13 protein-coding genes, 1 tRNA gene and 1 pseudogene are annotated in these 16,196 nt (G+C 44.3%); 7 read left to right on the plus strand and 8 right to left on the minus strand.

Annotated elements, in window-relative coordinates:
* Nucleotides 1-38: 38 nt before the first annotated feature.
* Genes KNP99_RS10920 through KNP99_RS10930 form a run of 3 tightly spaced genes read left to right on the plus strand, consistent with a single transcriptional unit; the run spans nt 39 to nt 2,652 of the window.
* Nucleotides 39-1,400: a sensor histidine kinase gene (locus KNP99_RS10920; protein ID WP_215193234.1), complete on the plus strand. Its 1,362-nt coding sequence runs from the start codon at nt 39-41 to the stop codon at nt 1,398-1,400.
* Between the two features lie 5 nt (nt 1,401-1,405).
* Nucleotides 1,406-2,089, plus strand: coding sequence for a response regulator transcription factor (locus KNP99_RS10925; RefSeq protein WP_215193235.1), 684 nt, complete (start codon nt 1,406-1,408; stop codon nt 2,087-2,089).
* Nucleotides 2,090-2,100: 11 nt separating this feature from the next.
* Nucleotides 2,101-2,652 (plus strand): histidine phosphatase family protein, encoded by a 552-nt coding sequence (locus KNP99_RS10930; protein ID WP_214770067.1) that lies wholly within the window; start codon nt 2,101-2,103, stop codon nt 2,650-2,652.
* Between the two features lie 66 nt (nt 2,653-2,718).
* On the opposite strand, the gene KNP99_RS10935 is transcribed toward KNP99_RS10930, so the two are convergent.
* Together KNP99_RS10935 and KNP99_RS10940 are read right to left on the minus strand one after the other, a co-directional pair.
* A complete protein-coding gene (locus KNP99_RS10935; RefSeq protein WP_215193236.1) occupies nt 2,719-4,209 on the minus strand; it encodes a phytoene desaturase family protein in 1,491 nt (496 codons plus the stop codon).
* Between the two features lie 22 nt (nt 4,210-4,231).
* Entirely contained in the window at nt 4,232-4,777 is a 546-nt protein-coding gene (locus tag KNP99_RS10940) for a methyltransferase family protein (RefSeq protein WP_215193237.1), read from the minus strand.
* Between the two features lie 190 nt (nt 4,778-4,967).
* Between KNP99_RS10940 and KNP99_RS10945 the strand changes: the two genes are divergently transcribed.
* Nucleotides 4,968-5,444, plus strand: a complete 477-nt coding sequence (locus KNP99_RS10945; RefSeq protein WP_088836332.1) for a DUF456 domain-containing protein — start codon at nt 4,968-4,970, stop codon at nt 5,442-5,444.
* A 144-nt stretch (nt 5,445-5,588) separates the two neighbouring features.
* Here KNP99_RS10945 and KNP99_RS10950 read toward each other — a convergent pair whose 3' ends face one another.
* Entirely contained in the window at nt 5,589-8,696 is a 3,108-nt protein-coding gene (locus tag KNP99_RS10950) for an efflux RND transporter permease subunit (RefSeq protein ID WP_214766707.1), read from the minus strand.
* Between the two features lie 166 nt (nt 8,697-8,862).
* Here KNP99_RS10950 and KNP99_RS10955 point away from each other — a divergent pair.
* Nucleotides 8,863-8,935: transfer RNA gene (locus KNP99_RS10955), tRNA-Val, on the plus strand.
* 88 nt (nt 8,936-9,023) lie between these two features.
* Here the strand turns inward: KNP99_RS10955 and KNP99_RS10960 are convergent.
* Nucleotides 9,024-10,022 (minus strand): PTS sugar transporter subunit IIC, encoded by a 999-nt coding sequence (locus KNP99_RS10960; RefSeq protein WP_088838424.1) that lies wholly within the window; start codon nt 10,020-10,022, stop codon nt 9,024-9,026.
* Nucleotides 10,023-10,381: 359 nt separating this feature from the next.
* On the opposite strand from KNP99_RS10960, the gene KNP99_RS10965 reads away from it, so the two are divergent.
* Nucleotides 10,382-11,116: a metallophosphoesterase family protein gene (locus KNP99_RS10965; protein ID WP_088836334.1), complete on the plus strand. Its 735-nt coding sequence runs from the start codon at nt 10,382-10,384 to the stop codon at nt 11,114-11,116.
* A 49-nt stretch (nt 11,117-11,165) separates the two neighbouring features.
* Here the strand turns inward: KNP99_RS10965 and KNP99_RS10970 are convergent, their stop codons facing one another.
* From KNP99_RS10970 to KNP99_RS10985, 4 genes and pseudogenes are all read right to left on the minus strand, one after another.
* Nucleotides 11,166-11,444, minus strand: coding sequence for a hypothetical protein (locus tag KNP99_RS10970; RefSeq protein WP_088836335.1), 279 nt, complete (start codon nt 11,442-11,444; stop codon nt 11,166-11,168).
* Between the two features lie 272 nt (nt 11,445-11,716).
* Nucleotides 11,717-12,277: a TetR/AcrR family transcriptional regulator gene (locus tag KNP99_RS10975; protein WP_088836336.1), complete on the minus strand. Its 561-nt coding sequence runs from the start codon at nt 12,275-12,277 to the stop codon at nt 11,717-11,719.
* The gene (locus KNP99_RS10980) at nt 12,264-14,621 is read right to left on the minus strand and encodes a YhgE/Pip domain-containing protein (protein ID WP_214770063.1); all 2,358 of its coding nucleotides are present in this window, start codon (nt 14,619-14,621) and stop codon (nt 12,264-12,266) included. The genes KNP99_RS10975 and KNP99_RS10980 overlap by 14 nt, the downstream gene beginning before the upstream one ends.
* Before the next feature lie 200 nt (nt 14,622-14,821).
* A pseudogene (locus KNP99_RS10985) lies at nt 14,822-15,764 on the minus strand (quinone oxidoreductase family protein).
* 101 nt (nt 15,765-15,865) lie between these two features.
* Here KNP99_RS10985 and yidD point away from each other — a divergent pair.
* Entirely contained in the window at nt 15,866-16,150 is a 285-nt protein-coding gene (gene yidD / locus KNP99_RS10990; protein ID WP_088836338.1) for a membrane protein insertion efficiency factor YidD, read from the plus strand.
* The last annotated feature ends 46 nt before the right edge of the window (nt 16,151-16,196 follow it).

Genomic DNA, 16,196 nt, shown 5'->3' on the forward strand with positions numbered 1-16,196 from the left:
ATAATGAACAAGAAGAGCATGGTATGAGGAGGGATGACTTGAAACGCATATCGCACTATATCGGAGTACTATTTTTGAGTGCTTTTTTAGTGACTGGAGGTATTTTGTTTGGTGCTTTGTACTTGAATCTTGTCGAAGATCGTTCGGATGAAGTCATGTTAGGTCTATTGAATCGGGGGGATACGCATCGTGACGTACTCGAGCAGTCCTTCACGGAGCAGACGATTCATCATGTCAGTTTGATGGAATCGACGTCCGAGTTCACGGTTGTCGTGACCGATCAATATGGACAAATCAAAAGTACATCTGACCGACTGACGGATGAGATGCGACAAAAACTTGTCCATACCGACTTTACATACCAGCAAAACAGTCGGATTGTTAATCCATCCGAGACGAAAGGGCACTACTTGATGACAGATAGCCCGATCACTGTATCGGGAAAACACGTAGGTCATGTGTTCATGTTCGCCCAGGCAGATTTAATACAACGAGTAGTTGATCCGTTAACCCGGCAATTTATACGAATGGGAATCGTCGCACTCGTCTTGACGGTCTTTGTTGTTTGGTTCTTTACGCGGGTGATTTCACGTCCTTTAATCGAAATGGAACGGGCGACGGCAGAACTTGGTAGAGGGAACTTGTCTGCTGATTTGCCGGTCGAACGGCAAGACGAACTAGGCGCGTTGGCACGTTCGATTACAAAACTTGCGAAAGATCTCGATCTTCTGAATCGGGAACGTACCGAATTTTTAGCAAATGTTTCCCATGAATTGAGAACACCGTTAACTTATATGAAAGGTTATGCGGATATCTTAAGCCGACCTGGTTTAACAGAATCTGAAAAAGCTTCGTATATTAAGATTATTCAAGAGGAAAGCACGCAGGTGACGGAATTGATTGAGCAACTTCTTCTATTAGCACGTTTAGATGAAAATGAATTCTTGATTAAACGGTTACCTGTATCACTTGAGCAACTCATTCCATCACTTGTCGAGAAAGTTCGTCCCGCGATTGAAGCGGAAGGATTAACACTAACGGTCATGGGTGACGCTGTAACGATTGAAGGAGATGACGTTCGTCTTGGTCAAGTCGTATTGAATCTTCTTGATAACGCACGGAAGTATACAGAAACCGGATCCATTGAAATCAATTATGGTAGAAATTCAGGTGGGCCCTTTTTTACGGTTCGAGATACGGGGATTGGGATAGAGGAAAATGAAATCAAGCGGGTCACAGAACGGTTGTACCGAAGTGAACCGTCGCGCTCTCGGAATCGTGGCGGATCAGGAATCGGTCTGGCGATTGCGAGTGCCATCGTCAAAGCGCATGGGGCTAGCTTAGAGATTAAAAGTCGAAAAAATCAAGGGACGACAGTAACTGTCCAATGGGAGGTGTAACAAAGATGGCACGGATATTGATCGTGGATGATGAAGCACGTATGTGGCAGTTGCTTCAGTTATATTTAAAGCCCTATGGACACACCTGTTTTTTAGCTGAATCAGCAGAAAAAGCCTTACAACTCGTTCAAACGGTTCCGATTGACTTAGCATTACTAGATGTCATGATGCCCGAAGTCGACGGTTGGAAATTATGTCAAACTATCCGGCAGTTCGCTGATTTTCCAATCATTATGGTGACAGCCCGAAATCAACGAGAAGATGTTTTGCGTGGTCACGAAGTCGGCGCAGATGACTATGTTTCAAAACCGATTCAAGAAGGAGAGTTGCTTGCTCGAATCGAATTGTTAATCGGGGAGTCTCGAAATGGAGAAATTAATTTTCATGGTCTTCAGTATAATTCTGCTGCCTATCGCTGTGAATACGAGGGGCAGCGAATTTCACTTACGAAAAAAGAATTTCAGTTACTCGGAAAACTGCTACATGCCAAGAACACGATCCTTTCGCGGGAACGTTTATTGGAATCTGTTTGGGGTTATGAAAACATGCTTGAACCTCGAACCGTCGATTCGCATATTCGACATGTCCGAGAAAAATTACGTGACGCGGAATTTCCGATTGATCGGTATTTAGAGACGGTTCGGGGAATCGGTTATCGGTTAACGGATTACCCGGATTGGTCAACATAAGGGGGAATATCATGACGACTATCTATCTTGTGCGCCATGCGCATTCAACGTATTCAACCGATGAACGAAATCGTCCGTTATCGGCGAAAGGAAAGCAAGATGCCGAAGCATTAGTTTCAGTGTTTCAAAATATTGCAGTAGATCATGTGTATACGAGTCCATACAGGCGAGCACGTGAAACAGTTCAACCTTTAGCAGCAAATCGGGGGCTCGCTGTTAAGGAACAGTCAAATTTCGCGGAGCGAGTGCTCGCTCCGGGAGCCTTGGCTGATTTTCAAGAAGCAGTCCGTGTCGTTTGGGAACATCCGGATGATAATCCGTACGGTGGTGAGTCGAATCAAGTGGCGACAGAACGTGTCGTTGCGAGTACGATCGAGTTACTGCGGACACATCAAGAAGAGGTGCTTGTCATCGGAACACATGGAAACATCATGGCCTTATTGATGCAGCATTTTGATGCGCAGTATGACTATGCCTTTTGGCAAACGTTACCGATGCCTGCTGTGTACCGACTCGACTTTGAAGGGGAATGCTATAGCGGAAGTCGGCAAGTCACAAGGTGAACTAAAAGAGACAGTGACTTCCGTGTACGTACCGGAAATCACTGCCTCTTTTGTATAGGGCCATACTTAAACGTTGACGGCGCCTTCATGTTTCTTAATCAAGTCTGCCGTCAGTTGGCCGGACAATGTGACCATCGGCACACCGCCACCTGGGTGCGTCGAACCACCGACGAAGTAAAGTCCCTCGTACAGGTCACTTTTCGAAGGGATTTTAAAGCCGCCGTTCTTTTTCCGATCTGCAGCGACACCGTAAATCGAACCGCCATTCGGTCCATAGAGTGATTGTAAGTCTTCCGGTGTAAAACGATATTCGAATTCAATCGAATCGCGTAAACCATCTAGCCCCATCCGTTCAAGTTTGTCGAGGACGACTTCGCGATACGCATCCCAATCCGTTTTACCAGCGGGGTTTTTCGTAAGGGGAGGAACGTGCGTCAAAACGAATAGATTGTCTTTTCCTTCCGGTGCCTGTGAAGCGTCAGATTTCGACGAGACACCAACATAAATCGTTGGATCTTCAGGTGGTACACCATCCTTGAACATTTGTGCAAATTCGCGTTCTGGATCTTCCGAGAAGAAGAAATTATGATGTTTTAATGATTCGTATTCACGGTTGACTCCGAGTAACAAGACGAGACCAGACACAGAAGGAACAAACGAATCATTTAACTTTTTCGCTTGTTTGCCTGCTTTTTTGTCCGGAACAAGGTTTTGATAAGTCGGAATGACTTCGAGATTCGAGACGACGACATCAGCCGGGTAAAACGTACCGTCTTTAGTCTCGACTCCGACTGCGCGTTTTCCTTCGACGACGACACGTTCGACCGGCGTGTTGACGTGAACAGTGACACGCAATTCGTCAAGCAATGCTTGCATCGCTTCGGCAATCTTGTACATACCGCCTTTGACGTAATAGATGCCAATTCCCATTTGGACATAAATCATTTGGTTGAAGACGGCAGGTGCTTCGTATGGATTGGAACCGACATACATCACCATGTAATTAAACAATTGCTCGAGATGTTTGTTATTCAAATGTTTTTTTGTTCCACTCGCAACTGTATTCAACGGATCCATCTTAAGTAACTCGGACATCGTATGGTATTTCTTTAAATCTTTTAAGTCTTCAAGACTATATTTATAAAAGCTATCTAAACACAGGTCATACATTTTTTTAGAATAACCGAAGAGTTCAACAAAATCGGCTTGATCCGAAACTTTTTTAAATTCATCGAGCATGCCAGGTAAGTCACCTTTGACATCGAGTTCTGTCCCGTCTTCGAAAAACGTCCGCCATTGAGGTTCGATCCGTTCAATTTCTAAGTAGTCTTCGAGGCGACGATGCACGCTTGAGAAAAGTTGTTCGAGGACCCAAGGCATCGTTAAGATAGAAGGACCTGTATCAAACGTAAATCCTTTCCCGCTTCGTTGATTCAACTTCCCACCGACATTGCCGTTCTGCTCGAGCATCGTGACGGCATAACCGTCTCCCGCGAGACGGATCGCTGCTGACATTCCTGCTAAACCTGCTCCGACAACCACTGCTTGTTTTTTCAATAGAATCACTTCTCCTTAGAATTTAATAAATGAAAGGAATCAAACGTTTTCGTGTCGTCGCCCATTGCGTATAAGCTGGACCAAAACCGGCTGTGAGTAACGTTTCTTCAATTCGAATCCGGTGGCGCAACATAAAGAACATCACAAGACCGGCAACAATCGTAACGATCCAATTAGCAAAAAATAACGGGAAACCGATCGTGATAAACAATAGTCCAGTATAAAGCGGGTGGCGTAATGTCCGATACGGTCCCGTACTGACAAGACGGTCACCCGTATTTACCGTAACGTGCCGCGTAAATTGGTTCTTTAGGTGGAGAATGCCCCAGTAACGTAAAAAGACTCCGCCTCCTAAACAACCTAGTCCGATAATTTGTCGAAGGAGACTTTCGTCTGTTCGACTGAATAGCAACGAGAAAATAATTGTGAGAGACAACGTTATGAAAATTAAGTAGAAACTACGTTGTTCTGCGTATGGAGATGATTCTTTTTGACGATTTCGAAAGAGAAACAATTCGAGTAGCCAAAACAGTGATACGAGGATGAAGGCATAATCTAAAATTGACATCACAGATTCGCCCCTTACATGATTCATTATTTAGAAAAAGCACGTACATGTTATTTTACCCAAAGTTATAGAATTTCAATCGTCTAAAGTCTGCTAAAAGGTTTCATATGGATATAAAAATGGTAAATACTTGATGTATGCTTCGTCGTTCAGTTGTATCGGTCCGTCTGGTATGAAAGAGGTGGAAGCTGTGGCTAAAAAAGATGAAAAGCATCATATCATTACGTTAACGTTTGAAGAAGAATCAACATCGTATCAAGTGTTCAGTGAACTGAAGAAGTATCATGCGAACGGGCAAGTGGATTTTGAGCAAGTCGCAATCATTAAACGAAGCGAGAATGGAGCATTTTCGTTTGAGGATGCCGTTGATTTAAGTGGTTCGAATAAAGCGTTTAAAGGTTCATTGATTGGGATGGCCGTAGGTATACTGGGTGGTCCGTTCGGGATTCTCCTCGGTTCGATGACTGGTATGCTGATTGGTGGATCAAAAGAATTGAAAGAAAACCAAGCGATTCAAGAGACGTTTAAACGGACGTTAGGGGTCATACCACCCGGGAAGACAGGGGTGATCGCGATTGGTGAGGAATTTGAACCATCAGTTTTGGATGGCCTAGTCGCAAAACATAACGGAACGATTGAACGGACAGATGAATACCTTGAAAAATAAAGAAGTGACGAGACAAAGTGCCGTGCTTTCTTCCACTCGGAAAGACCGCTTCACCCGAGGAAGGCAACGGAAAAGGAAGAGGATTCGTATTGTTATCTGTACACACTAAAAAACCCTTCTCGCACAGGCGAGAAGGGTTTTTCGTTACGCTTTACGTTCTTTTTTGATCTTTTTGAAGAAGAATAACTCATAGACGACAGGTACGATGATTAACGTTAAGAGTGTTGAAGTCGTTAACCCACCGATAACCGTCAACGCAAGACCTTTTGAAATCAGCGTTCCGGACGAAGTCGTTAGAGCAAGTGGAACGAGCGCCATAATTGTTGCGAATGCCGTCATCAAGATTGGACGGAGACGTGTTTTACCAGCTTCGATGAGCGATTCACGAATTGGTAATCCACGAGTGACATTTTGTCCGATACGATCGACGAGAACGATTGCGTTCGTCGTTACGATACCGATCAACATTAAGAATCCGATCATGACACTGACGGACAATGGTTCGTTCGCTAAGAAGAGTGTGACGAGTGAACCGATTGGTACGAAAATGAGCGATGACAAGATGATGAATGGGATACGCGCCTTGCCGAACGTAATCAGCATCGTCAAGTAGACGAGACCAATCGCAACGACGATTGCGATTCCGAGTGACTGGAAGATTTCGACCGTATCATCATTACCGCCACCACTGGTGAGAGATACACCATCGGGTAACTCAATTTTCTCGACATCTGCTTTAACGTCACTCGAAACCGTTTGGACGTTATCGCCTTTCACTTGTCCTGAGACACGTGCGTAGACTTTTCCATCGAGTTTCTGAACCGATGTGAACGTATCGACCGCTTTGACTGTAGCGACATCTTTTAAAGGAACAGGACCTGTCGCTGAGAACAATTGAACATCTTCAAGATCTTCACGTGATGTTAACTCTTTTGCATAAGACAATTGAACGTCTTGTTCCTTATCGTCGAGTGTCAACGTGCCGACCGTGACCGGTTTCGTTTGGTCATTGACGGTACCGAGAATTTGGAAACCAGAGAGACCGAGGTCGCTTGCTTTCTCTGTATCAATTTCAACGAGGAATTGCTTTTGTTTTTCACTAAAGTTATTTGTAACATATTTTAAATCACTGTTTTCTTTCATATTGTCTTCGACTAATTTTGCTGCTGTTTGGAGCGCTTCGAGATCATTCGAGAACAAATCGATGTCCACGTTATTGTTCGAAGGAGGACCACCAGTCGAAAGTTCGGCGATGCTGATTTTAGCATCGACATCGTCTGCGGCTGCAATCTCATCCATTTGTGATTCAAGTGACTTGATTGTTTTTTCGACATCAGCATCTGCTTTTAAGTTAAGGAAGTAACTTGCCTTATTATCGAGACGAAGACCTGTCGTGAAGTCACGCGCTCCGACAGACGTTGTCACATCGTCAATCGCTTCTTCATCGTCAAACATCTCTTCCATCTTCAGTGAGACGTCACTTGTTTTTTCAAGTGATGTCGCAGCCGGAAGCTCAAGCGATGCTGTCAGTGTTTTAGAAGCTTCATTCGGAATAAACGTAAAGCCAAGTTGCGGTACGATGGCGAGTGATCCACCGAGTAATAAGAAAGAGACAATCAAGATAATCGCTTTATGGGATAATGATTTTTCAATCAATGTCCCGTACCAGCGTTGGAGGACGCCTTCTTTTTCTTCCGCCGGAACCTTTTTGAATGCAAACTTCGCTAAAATCGGAACAATCGTAATCGCGACGAGCAATGAAGCGAGTAGCGAGAAGATGATGGTTAAAGCGAATGGTAAGAAGAACTTACCAGTAATTCCACCAACGAATCCGATGGGTAAGAACACGACAACGGTCGTTAATGTCGATGAAGTAATCGCTTTTAAGATTTCCTTCGTCGACTGTTCGATGACTTCATTAGTCATCCCTTGTTCTGACTTGCGGACCCTTCGGAAAATATTCTCGATGACGACGATACTGTCATCGACGACCCGACCGACTGCTACAGCCATCCCACCAAGGGTCATGATGTTCAGTGAAATGTCCTGCCAGTTCAAGAAGATCGCAGCAATCAATAGTGAAAGTGGAATCGAGACGATTGCGATGATGGTCGCACGAATATTACGTAAGAACAGAAGTACGGCAATCGACGCGAATAGAGCACCGAGAAGTCCTTCTTTGACGAGTGTCGAAACGGACTCTTCGATATCTTTTGCTGAATCAATCCCGATTGTATAATCGATTTGATCCTCATATTTGTTGAGAATTTTTGTGACTTGATCGGCAATTTCTACCGTGTTGGCATCCTGTTTTTTTGTGATTGCCATCGAGAGTGAATCTTTTAAGTTATAACGCGTTTTTTCGCTCTGTTTTGAGACAGATTCAATGTCCGCAATATCTTTTAAACGAATCGGTTCTGCTGGTTCTTGAGGTGCCTCCTGACCAGTTGCTTCAGTTGGTGCACCTGTTCCTCCGGTAGCACCAGTAGATGGTTCTGTTGGAGCAGCTGCGGTACCGATGGACGATGTTAATTGTAGATTTTTGATTTTGTCGAGATTTTCAAGTTTTTCTTCGACACGAATTGGAATCTTGGAATCACCTTCCGCAAGTTGTCCAGATGGGAAGGAGACGTATTTGGCATTGATTTGATCTTTAATACTTGAGAGCGACAGACCGGCTGCTGTTGCCTTCTTTTTATCAACGGTAATTTGGACGAGGTCATCTTTGTAACCACCGACCGAAACGCTGTTGATACCTGGGATTTTGTTCAATTCTGGCTCAATTTGATCTTTTAATAGTGATTCAATGTCTTCTCCGTCTTTGCTAAAGAAGGAGATATTATAGATGGGGAACGAACCAAAGGAGAAGCGGTTTAATTTAGTACTTGCTTCTTCAGGTAAGTTTGCATCCTGGATCGCCGCATCGATTTGTTGCTCGACTTGGTCCATGTCGGTATCAAACGGGAATTCAATATTGATGATCCCGATGCTTTCGTACGCAGAACTCGAAATTTTTGTTGATCCCTCAATCCCTTTGAGAGCGGTTTCGAGTTTTGAGACGACTTGTTGATCGACATCCTCAGGGGATGCACCAGGATAAACGGCTTCAACTGAAATTTGCGGGAATTCGATTTCAGGAAACTGGTCGACCTTGAGTTGGGTAAATGAATAGACCCCGCCTAACACTAAAAGAATAGCGATGATAAATACAGCGACAGAGTTTTTTAAGCTAAAACGTGTTAAAAAGTTCAAAAGATGTCCCTCCTTTATTTTTGTATGTGCTTAATTACATACTAGACGACGGTTTAAAGGGCTGCAACTTTAAAACGGTTTAATTTTTATGAAAAAGTTAGAAAAAACACTTTACACTTTTCGATATGCTGATATAATAAAGACATACCCAGCAACATGATATCATGATTCTGTAGCTCAGCTGGGAGAGCGCTACCTTGACAGGGTAGAGGTCGCTGGTTCGAGCCCAGTCAGAATCATACCGAAAACTCGTTCATCTTTTGATGAGCGAGTTTTTTTTGTCGTTAAAAAAGCTATTCCCTTAATTGAACGGGAATAGCTTATACTTTATTGGATTTCAAGGTGGAGATCGCCAACTTTTGTCCAACCGAACAATGTTGTCGCCCGGTAGAAGACGAATGTGAGGACGCCGGGTAAGAGAATGCCTGTAACAACGAAGACGGCGAACGCGTTAAACCCTTGATTGACGAAAATATTGAGTGGCGCAATCATCGAGTTCAATCCAAGTCCAGCTAACTCATATGGAACTTTTAATGACAACACGAGTGTTGCGACCGGCGCTGAGATCATAGCTGCTAAAAACGGTGCGGCTACAATTCGCGGATTCTTGACGATATTCGGAAACTGAACTTTTGGTGTCACGAAGAACGAGGCAATCAAACCGCCGGGATCGGTTTGGCGATAGGCCATCAAAGTAAAACCGACGAATTGTGCGGAACAGCCGATAAGCGCAGCGGCACTTGCGACGGGATCAAGCTGAAGCGCAATGGCGAGTGCTGCAGATGAAGCAGGAGACATTAAAATTACGCTAAAGATGAGTGCGATGACGAGTGAAGTCGCGATTGGCGATGTTTCGACAGAAGATGTGACCATTGCACTGAATTTTGTAAGTAAGGGTGTCGTTACGGCAGCAGCACCAAGACCAGTGATGCCTCCTGCAAGTACGGCACACATTGGAATCACCATCATGTCGAACTTCGTTTTGCCTGTCATTCGTTTTCCGACATAAACAGCGACGGCTGCAGCAATCAACGCACTGATCGGTTGACCGGGAATTAAGACGAGACCGGCTTCAGTCGGCTGGAGGGCAGCACCACCGATTGTTGCCGCAATCATTGCGCTGAAGAGAACGAGCGTATTACCACCAAGTTGATAGGCGATGCCGGCACCGAGCGCCGGGGCAAGTAAAACTTTTGCGATGCCGCCAATCGTCAGTAACACTTCGATATGTAATAAGTTTCCGAACGTCTCAATCAATAAGCCCACGCCAAGTGTAACGAGCACTGCATTCGCCATCCCGGCTGATACCTTTACCATTCGATCCATCGCATAATCCTTCACTCTTCTTCATCCTCTCTATTTTTCCATTAAAAAAACCTATCCGTTAACTGGATAGGCGCCATGAATAGTGCGGGCGCCTCATTCGATGCATCGAAAGGAGGGCCCAAAAATCGATTCCGGAAAATCTCGGAAAAGTTTTCAGTCCCTCGTGCATAGAATAATCAGTCGGCCCGCAATTTGTGGAAGGTACATCGTGTCGTGCTCCTCTCGCTTGAATTTTTCTAAGCCTAACATGCATTAAATGAATAATCAATATTTTCTGACAATTTATTTTTCAGTTCACTTTCAGCTTAAAAGAGGAAAGGAAGAAGAAACGTTAGTAAACCTGGAATGGAGGCGGTTACATGAAATTTGCACTTATTACAGATATTCACGGCAATGCGTCAGCGTTAAAAGCAGTCCTTGACACAATCAATCAAGATCCAGATATTGAGACGATTTATTGCCTCGGTGATTTGGTCGGAATCGGTGCCGAGACGAATGAAGTGATTGACTTGATTCGAAGTGATAGAAAAATTCGGACAATCAGTGGAAACCATGATGAAAATGTCTTGGCATTATTGAATGGGGAACGGTATCCGGACAGTTATCTTCATGCGAAAGCACATCACAGTTGGGTTGCGAATCAATTAACGGCAGAAAATCGAGTTTTTTTAGGGCGACTGCCGCGGACCATCTCAAAAGTAGTTGAATCACGGCGTATCCTGTTCACGCATTATGCCTATCGGGACGTGCGGGCAATGATTGGAGAAGAACCGCTTCGTCCGACGGTTGATGGTAATAAAGAAACACTTCCGCAGTTATTTGCTGATACGAGTGCCACCCTGATTTGTTTTGGGCATCACCATCCGCGACAGTTCGTTCAAGTAAACGGAACGACATATGTGAATCCGGGAGCGTTAGGGTGCCAACCGGAGGCAATCGCACCATTTGCGGTCGTGTCAGGAGATAGTGAGAACTGGGACGTAGAATTTATGGATGTACCGTATGATGACGCGGCGTACCTCGAATCATTTAATGCGTCAGACATGCCGTCAAAAGAGTTGTTACGGAAATTGTTTTTAGGGGGAAGAAGTTGAAGTCGATAGATAAAAGAGAGGGCGCCGAGAAAGACGACGCCGCTTTGACTTACGAAATAAAAAATCTTACGATGTACGCAATGATGAGGATGAAGAAGAGGACGAGCCCGATATTTCGTTTGAGGCGGTTGCGTTTCCAATGAAAGAGTAGTGACAGGATCGGGGCAAGCAGAAAGCCTGCAAACAGTGCGACTAGCGTCAAGATGAAAAACAGGAAGTCCGACGAGTTGCTGCTTGCCGTATAGGATTTCCACATATCAATCAGTGAAATGATGACGTAGACAAGCAGAACCAAGAGATAAAGCGGGAGAAGCATATACGATTGCATACAGGGTAACACTCCATTCAAGCAAGATAGTTTAAGTATACGATTAAACTCAAAATAAAGGGGTTCTGTAAAAGGAAATCATTGATTCATTTCGAATCAAACGAAGAGAGACAAGAATAGGTGGGAGTGGGTGAAGAAGCTGTATCAAAATGTTTTCTTGTTCAGGACGATGAAAAAGACATACCATTTAGTCAAACGGCATGCCACTAAGAAGGCAGTACTAGACAAAAAAAGAATGACTCTTCCTTAACAGGAGAAGTCATTCTTTTTGGTTACAGTAGCTTGAGCATGGCTTGACTGATGATTTTTAGGTCAAGCTCATCGCCGATCAATGGCCATTCGGCAATCAAAGCGATATACGTTCGAAACAGTAGAAACGCTGTTACATCAATCGGGATTCCAGAGGAACTGACATCTAGCTCGAGGCGTGTTTCGAGTAAGTTTTTAATATAGTCAACAACATGTTTTTCAATGCGGGTCCGTAACTCCTGCATCTCTTGTAGTTTTAAGTTGTGCGTCTCTTCTGTAATTTTTAAGATGAATAAATGTTGCTGCTGATGATTAACGATTGCATCGATCATCGCCTGTTTATTGGCTTCCACGCTTGCGCCTTCGACGTAAGCATTCTCAGCTTCCGTTCGCATCTCTTGTAACACGAAGGTTACAAGAGATTCAAACAAATCAAGCTTACTTTCGAACAGCTGATAAACAGTTGGTTTTCCAACATGGGCCCGCTTTGCAACTCGTTCAATCGTCGTTCCTTTATAACCGAGTTCAGAGAAACAATCCATTGCCGCGTTTAGGATGACTTGTTCTTTTTCATGCTGCGTCATGTGATTTTCTCGCTTTCGTCGAAAGCAAAATACGTTTAGCGCTTAAAGCACCTACGAAGACAAGTACTAACGCTCCGGCTAGAATCGATCCGAGGACTAGGCTATTAGAAGCAAGAGCATCTGTGACACCGAGTCCAAGTGCTTCACGGAACCCACTGACTGAATACGTCATCGGTAGGAACGGGTGAATATACTGGAAGAAGCTTGGTGTCATTTCGACTGGGAACGTACCGCCACTACCACCGATTTGAAGGAGTAATAGCAGGAACGCTGCGAATTGTCCAACGCGGCCAAATAACATCGTCAAAGCGAATAGCAAGGTAATGAACGTCATCCCGGTCAAGGCGGCGAAGCCATAGAGGGCAGGGACACTCGCGACAGTCGAATCGAGGACGTAAACGATAGCGGTCGCGGCGGCAACCCCTTGCAATGCACCGATTGGTAAAATCAAAGAAAGTTTACCGACGAGGAAGCGCCATGATAACGTCTCTCCGTGTGCTGGACGAATCTGGTAGACCGAAGAGAACATCAACGCACCAGCGAATAACGCGATACTTAAGATATAAGCAGACAGTCCGGAACCGTAGTTGCTAACGGTCGAGTAGTCATGTTCTTTTAATACGACAGGCTCAGCGAGCATGTTGTCACGATCGTTTGATGGTTTGACTGTTGCGTCTTTTGCACCTTTACCGAGTTCATCAGTGAGTGTTTTTGCTCCGTCAGCCAGTTTAGAGTTACCATCTGCTAAGCGCGAAGCACCATCTGTCAATTGACCGGCCCCAGATGAAAGTGCTACCGCACCGTCTGTCAGTTGACCGAGTCCTGAGTTCAAACTTCCCATTGCCGTACTGGCATCGTTTGTCCCGGTCGCAATTTTTTGAGCACCGGCAGTTAACTGTGTACTACCGTCAGCTGCTTTATGAACACCATCTGTATACGTCGTTAATCCTTGATTAAAATCAGTTTGACCTTGCTCTAAGTCTTTTGCACCTGAAAGCAGTTTGTTTTGACCTTGCTCCAAGTCTTTTGCACCTGAAAGTAATTTTACTAGACCACCGTCAAGTTGCGAGACGGCGGATGCGATGTTTTGTCCACCGACTGCTAACTGATTAATTTTATCTGTCGCATCGTTGGCAGCGGCAAGACTAGCATCGAGAGCCGTTTCTTGTTGCGCGAGACTCTGAACATTTTGTTCCATCGTCGCAATCGATTCAAGTAACGTACGTTTTTCTTCTTCCGATAAATTCTCAGAAGAAGAAATGACCCCCTTGATTGTTGCGACGTTAGCTTCAATTGCTTCACGCCGAGCACTTAAATCTTGTTTTAAAGCTGCAGCGGCACTGTTCAAGTTTGTAATCGTCGCATCCACTTCCTGTGCTTTTTCATTCAGTTGATTGAGTCCGGCATTGAATTTCGGAAGATTGCTATCTAACTCTGATGCACCAGCAGAAGCACTCTCAATACCTTGACGCAGTTGAGTTGATCCGGCAGAAGCCGATTCAAGACCTTGACGAAGTTGAGTAGAACCAGCTTGCAGGTCAGTTGATCCTTTAATGAGTTTACCGCTATTGTCATCCAGCTGGTTCAGACCACTCGATAACTCACCAGATTTCTCAGCGAGCGTCTGAGCACCATCGTTAAGTGTGTTGAGACCTGTCGAGAGTTGAGACGAACCATCCGCTGCCTTTGCTAAGTTCGTTGACAAGTCGTTTGTACCATCTGTCAGTTTGCCGAGATTCGTCGTAAGCGTTTTGGCACCGTCTGTCGTTTTGTTGGCACCATCTTCAAGCTTCGACGAACCTTCTGAGGCATCTTCAAGACCTTGCGCAATTTTTTTTAGCGCTCCAAAGATGGCGCTACTATATTGCTTCGTTACGGATTTTCGAATTTTTTCATTTAACTGTTTAGCGGCATTACTTGAAATCTGTGTCCCTGAGTAGTTCTTAGCAGGGTTCAAGTAATACTCGAGTTCAATTTTTTTAGGATGTTCATCGAGTAAAGTTGTCGCATTCTTTGAAAAGTTTTTTGGAATGACGACCGTCATATAGATATCCCCGGAACGTAACTGTTTTTCGGCTTCTTTACTTGAAAGAAACTGCCAATCAAAGTCATCGTTCTTTTTTAATTTTTTGATGAATTGATCCCCGATATCAATTTTTTCACCTTCATACTTGATCGTCTTGTCTTCATTTACGATGGCCACTTTAATCTCTTCTGTCTGACCGTACGGGTCCCAGAATGCAGATAGGAAAATGGAGTTGTAAAGAAAGGGAACAAGAATGATTGCCAAGATGACAATCACCATCATCGGGCTTTTTAATTTTTTCCATTCTGAGCGAAACATGAATATAAATCCCCTTTTGAAAACTTAAAACTTATTTGAGTTTTCGGTTTTGATGAGATTTACTTTACTCTCTTTCAGAATAGAAAGCAATTCATTTAATCAAATCTTTACTATTTTGTAATGACTGATTGTGATTGATTTTAAAAGAGATAGTATTTAATGTAGGAAAAAATGAGACGTGCTTCAAAAAACGAGCGTCTTTAAGGAATCAAGAGGATTTTGCCTGTACTTTTTCGACTCTCAAGATAATCATGGGCACGTGCTCCCTCAGCGAGTGGGAATGAAGTTGGATCAGATACATGGAGCTGATTTGAAATCACCCAACTGAACAGCTCACCCGCCCGTCGAATCCGCTCTTCACGTGATGTGAGAACATTCCACAAATCACCGCCTGTAAGTGTTTTTGATGTATCCATTAAAAAGCGGGGGTCGACTGCGACGGGATCTCCACCGGCCATTCCGTAAAACACGACGGTTCCTCTTACTTTTGTGACGTCAAAACTGTTCATTAATGTTGTACCAGTGGATTCATAGACGACATCGACACCACGATTATTCGTTACTGTCAGAATTTGCTTAACCCAGTCGTCCGAATAAAGAAAAACTTCTTCGCATCCATTTTCTTTTGCGATGAGTGCTTTTTCTTTGGAAGAGGTCAGCCCGATTGGAACAGCTCCATGCGAACGAACGATTTGAGTCAGCAGTTGTCCGACACCTCCAGCTGTTGCGTGAATCAAAACAAGATCGCGTGGTTGAATCGCGTAGCTGTCACGTGTCAGGTAATGGGCTGTCAATCCTTGTAGGAGCAGGGAAGCACCGACTTCAAAGGAAATCTCGTCAGGGAGCGGCAACCTGTTCTGCGTTCGCATTCGGTACATCGGCAAAGGCAACACGCTGACCGACGTTAAGTCCGGAAACGTCTTCCCCGATCTGAGTGATGATACCAGCACCCTCATATCCTAAAATGTAGGGAGCGGCTCCTTCTAAGTGATAATTACCTTTTCTGCGATAGATGTCAGCGAAATTAAGACCGATTGCCTTCATTTCGATTAAAACCTCATGAGATTGAATAACGGGAGTTGGAGCTTCTTGATATGTGAGGACGGAGGAATCTCCGAATGAACTGAACGTAAGAGCTTTCATCTGAAACACATCCTTTTAGTAGTAATGGATTTAACTATAGATCATCTAAACTGATATAAGTGCAGGAATGCGTTAAAATGAAAAAAAGAGGGTGAAGTATTATGAAAAAAGTTATGCTTGGTGGCATTCATTTCTATCAAAAAGTGATTTCTCCGATGAAGCCGGCGACATGTCGCTTTTATCCGACGTGCTCGCATTACGGAAAAGAAGCGATTGAACAGCATGGTGCCATGAAAGGTGGATACTTGACGACACGTCGCCTGTTACGTTGCCAACCGTTCCACCCGGGTGGACTCGACTTTGTTCCGGAAACGTTTAGTTGGAAAGCACCGCTGCAACGAGAGAATCCTAAAGAACGAGAGAATGATGAAGAAACGGTTGATTGAGAGCGGTCTCTGATTTTACATGCGAACGGTTGAGATGGATGATTCA

It is taken from the genome of Exiguobacterium sp. s95 (genome assembly GCF_018618655.1).
In the GTDB taxonomy this organism is placed as follows: domain Bacteria; phylum Bacillota; class Bacilli; order Exiguobacteriales; family Exiguobacteriaceae; genus Exiguobacterium_A; species Exiguobacterium_A oxidotolerans.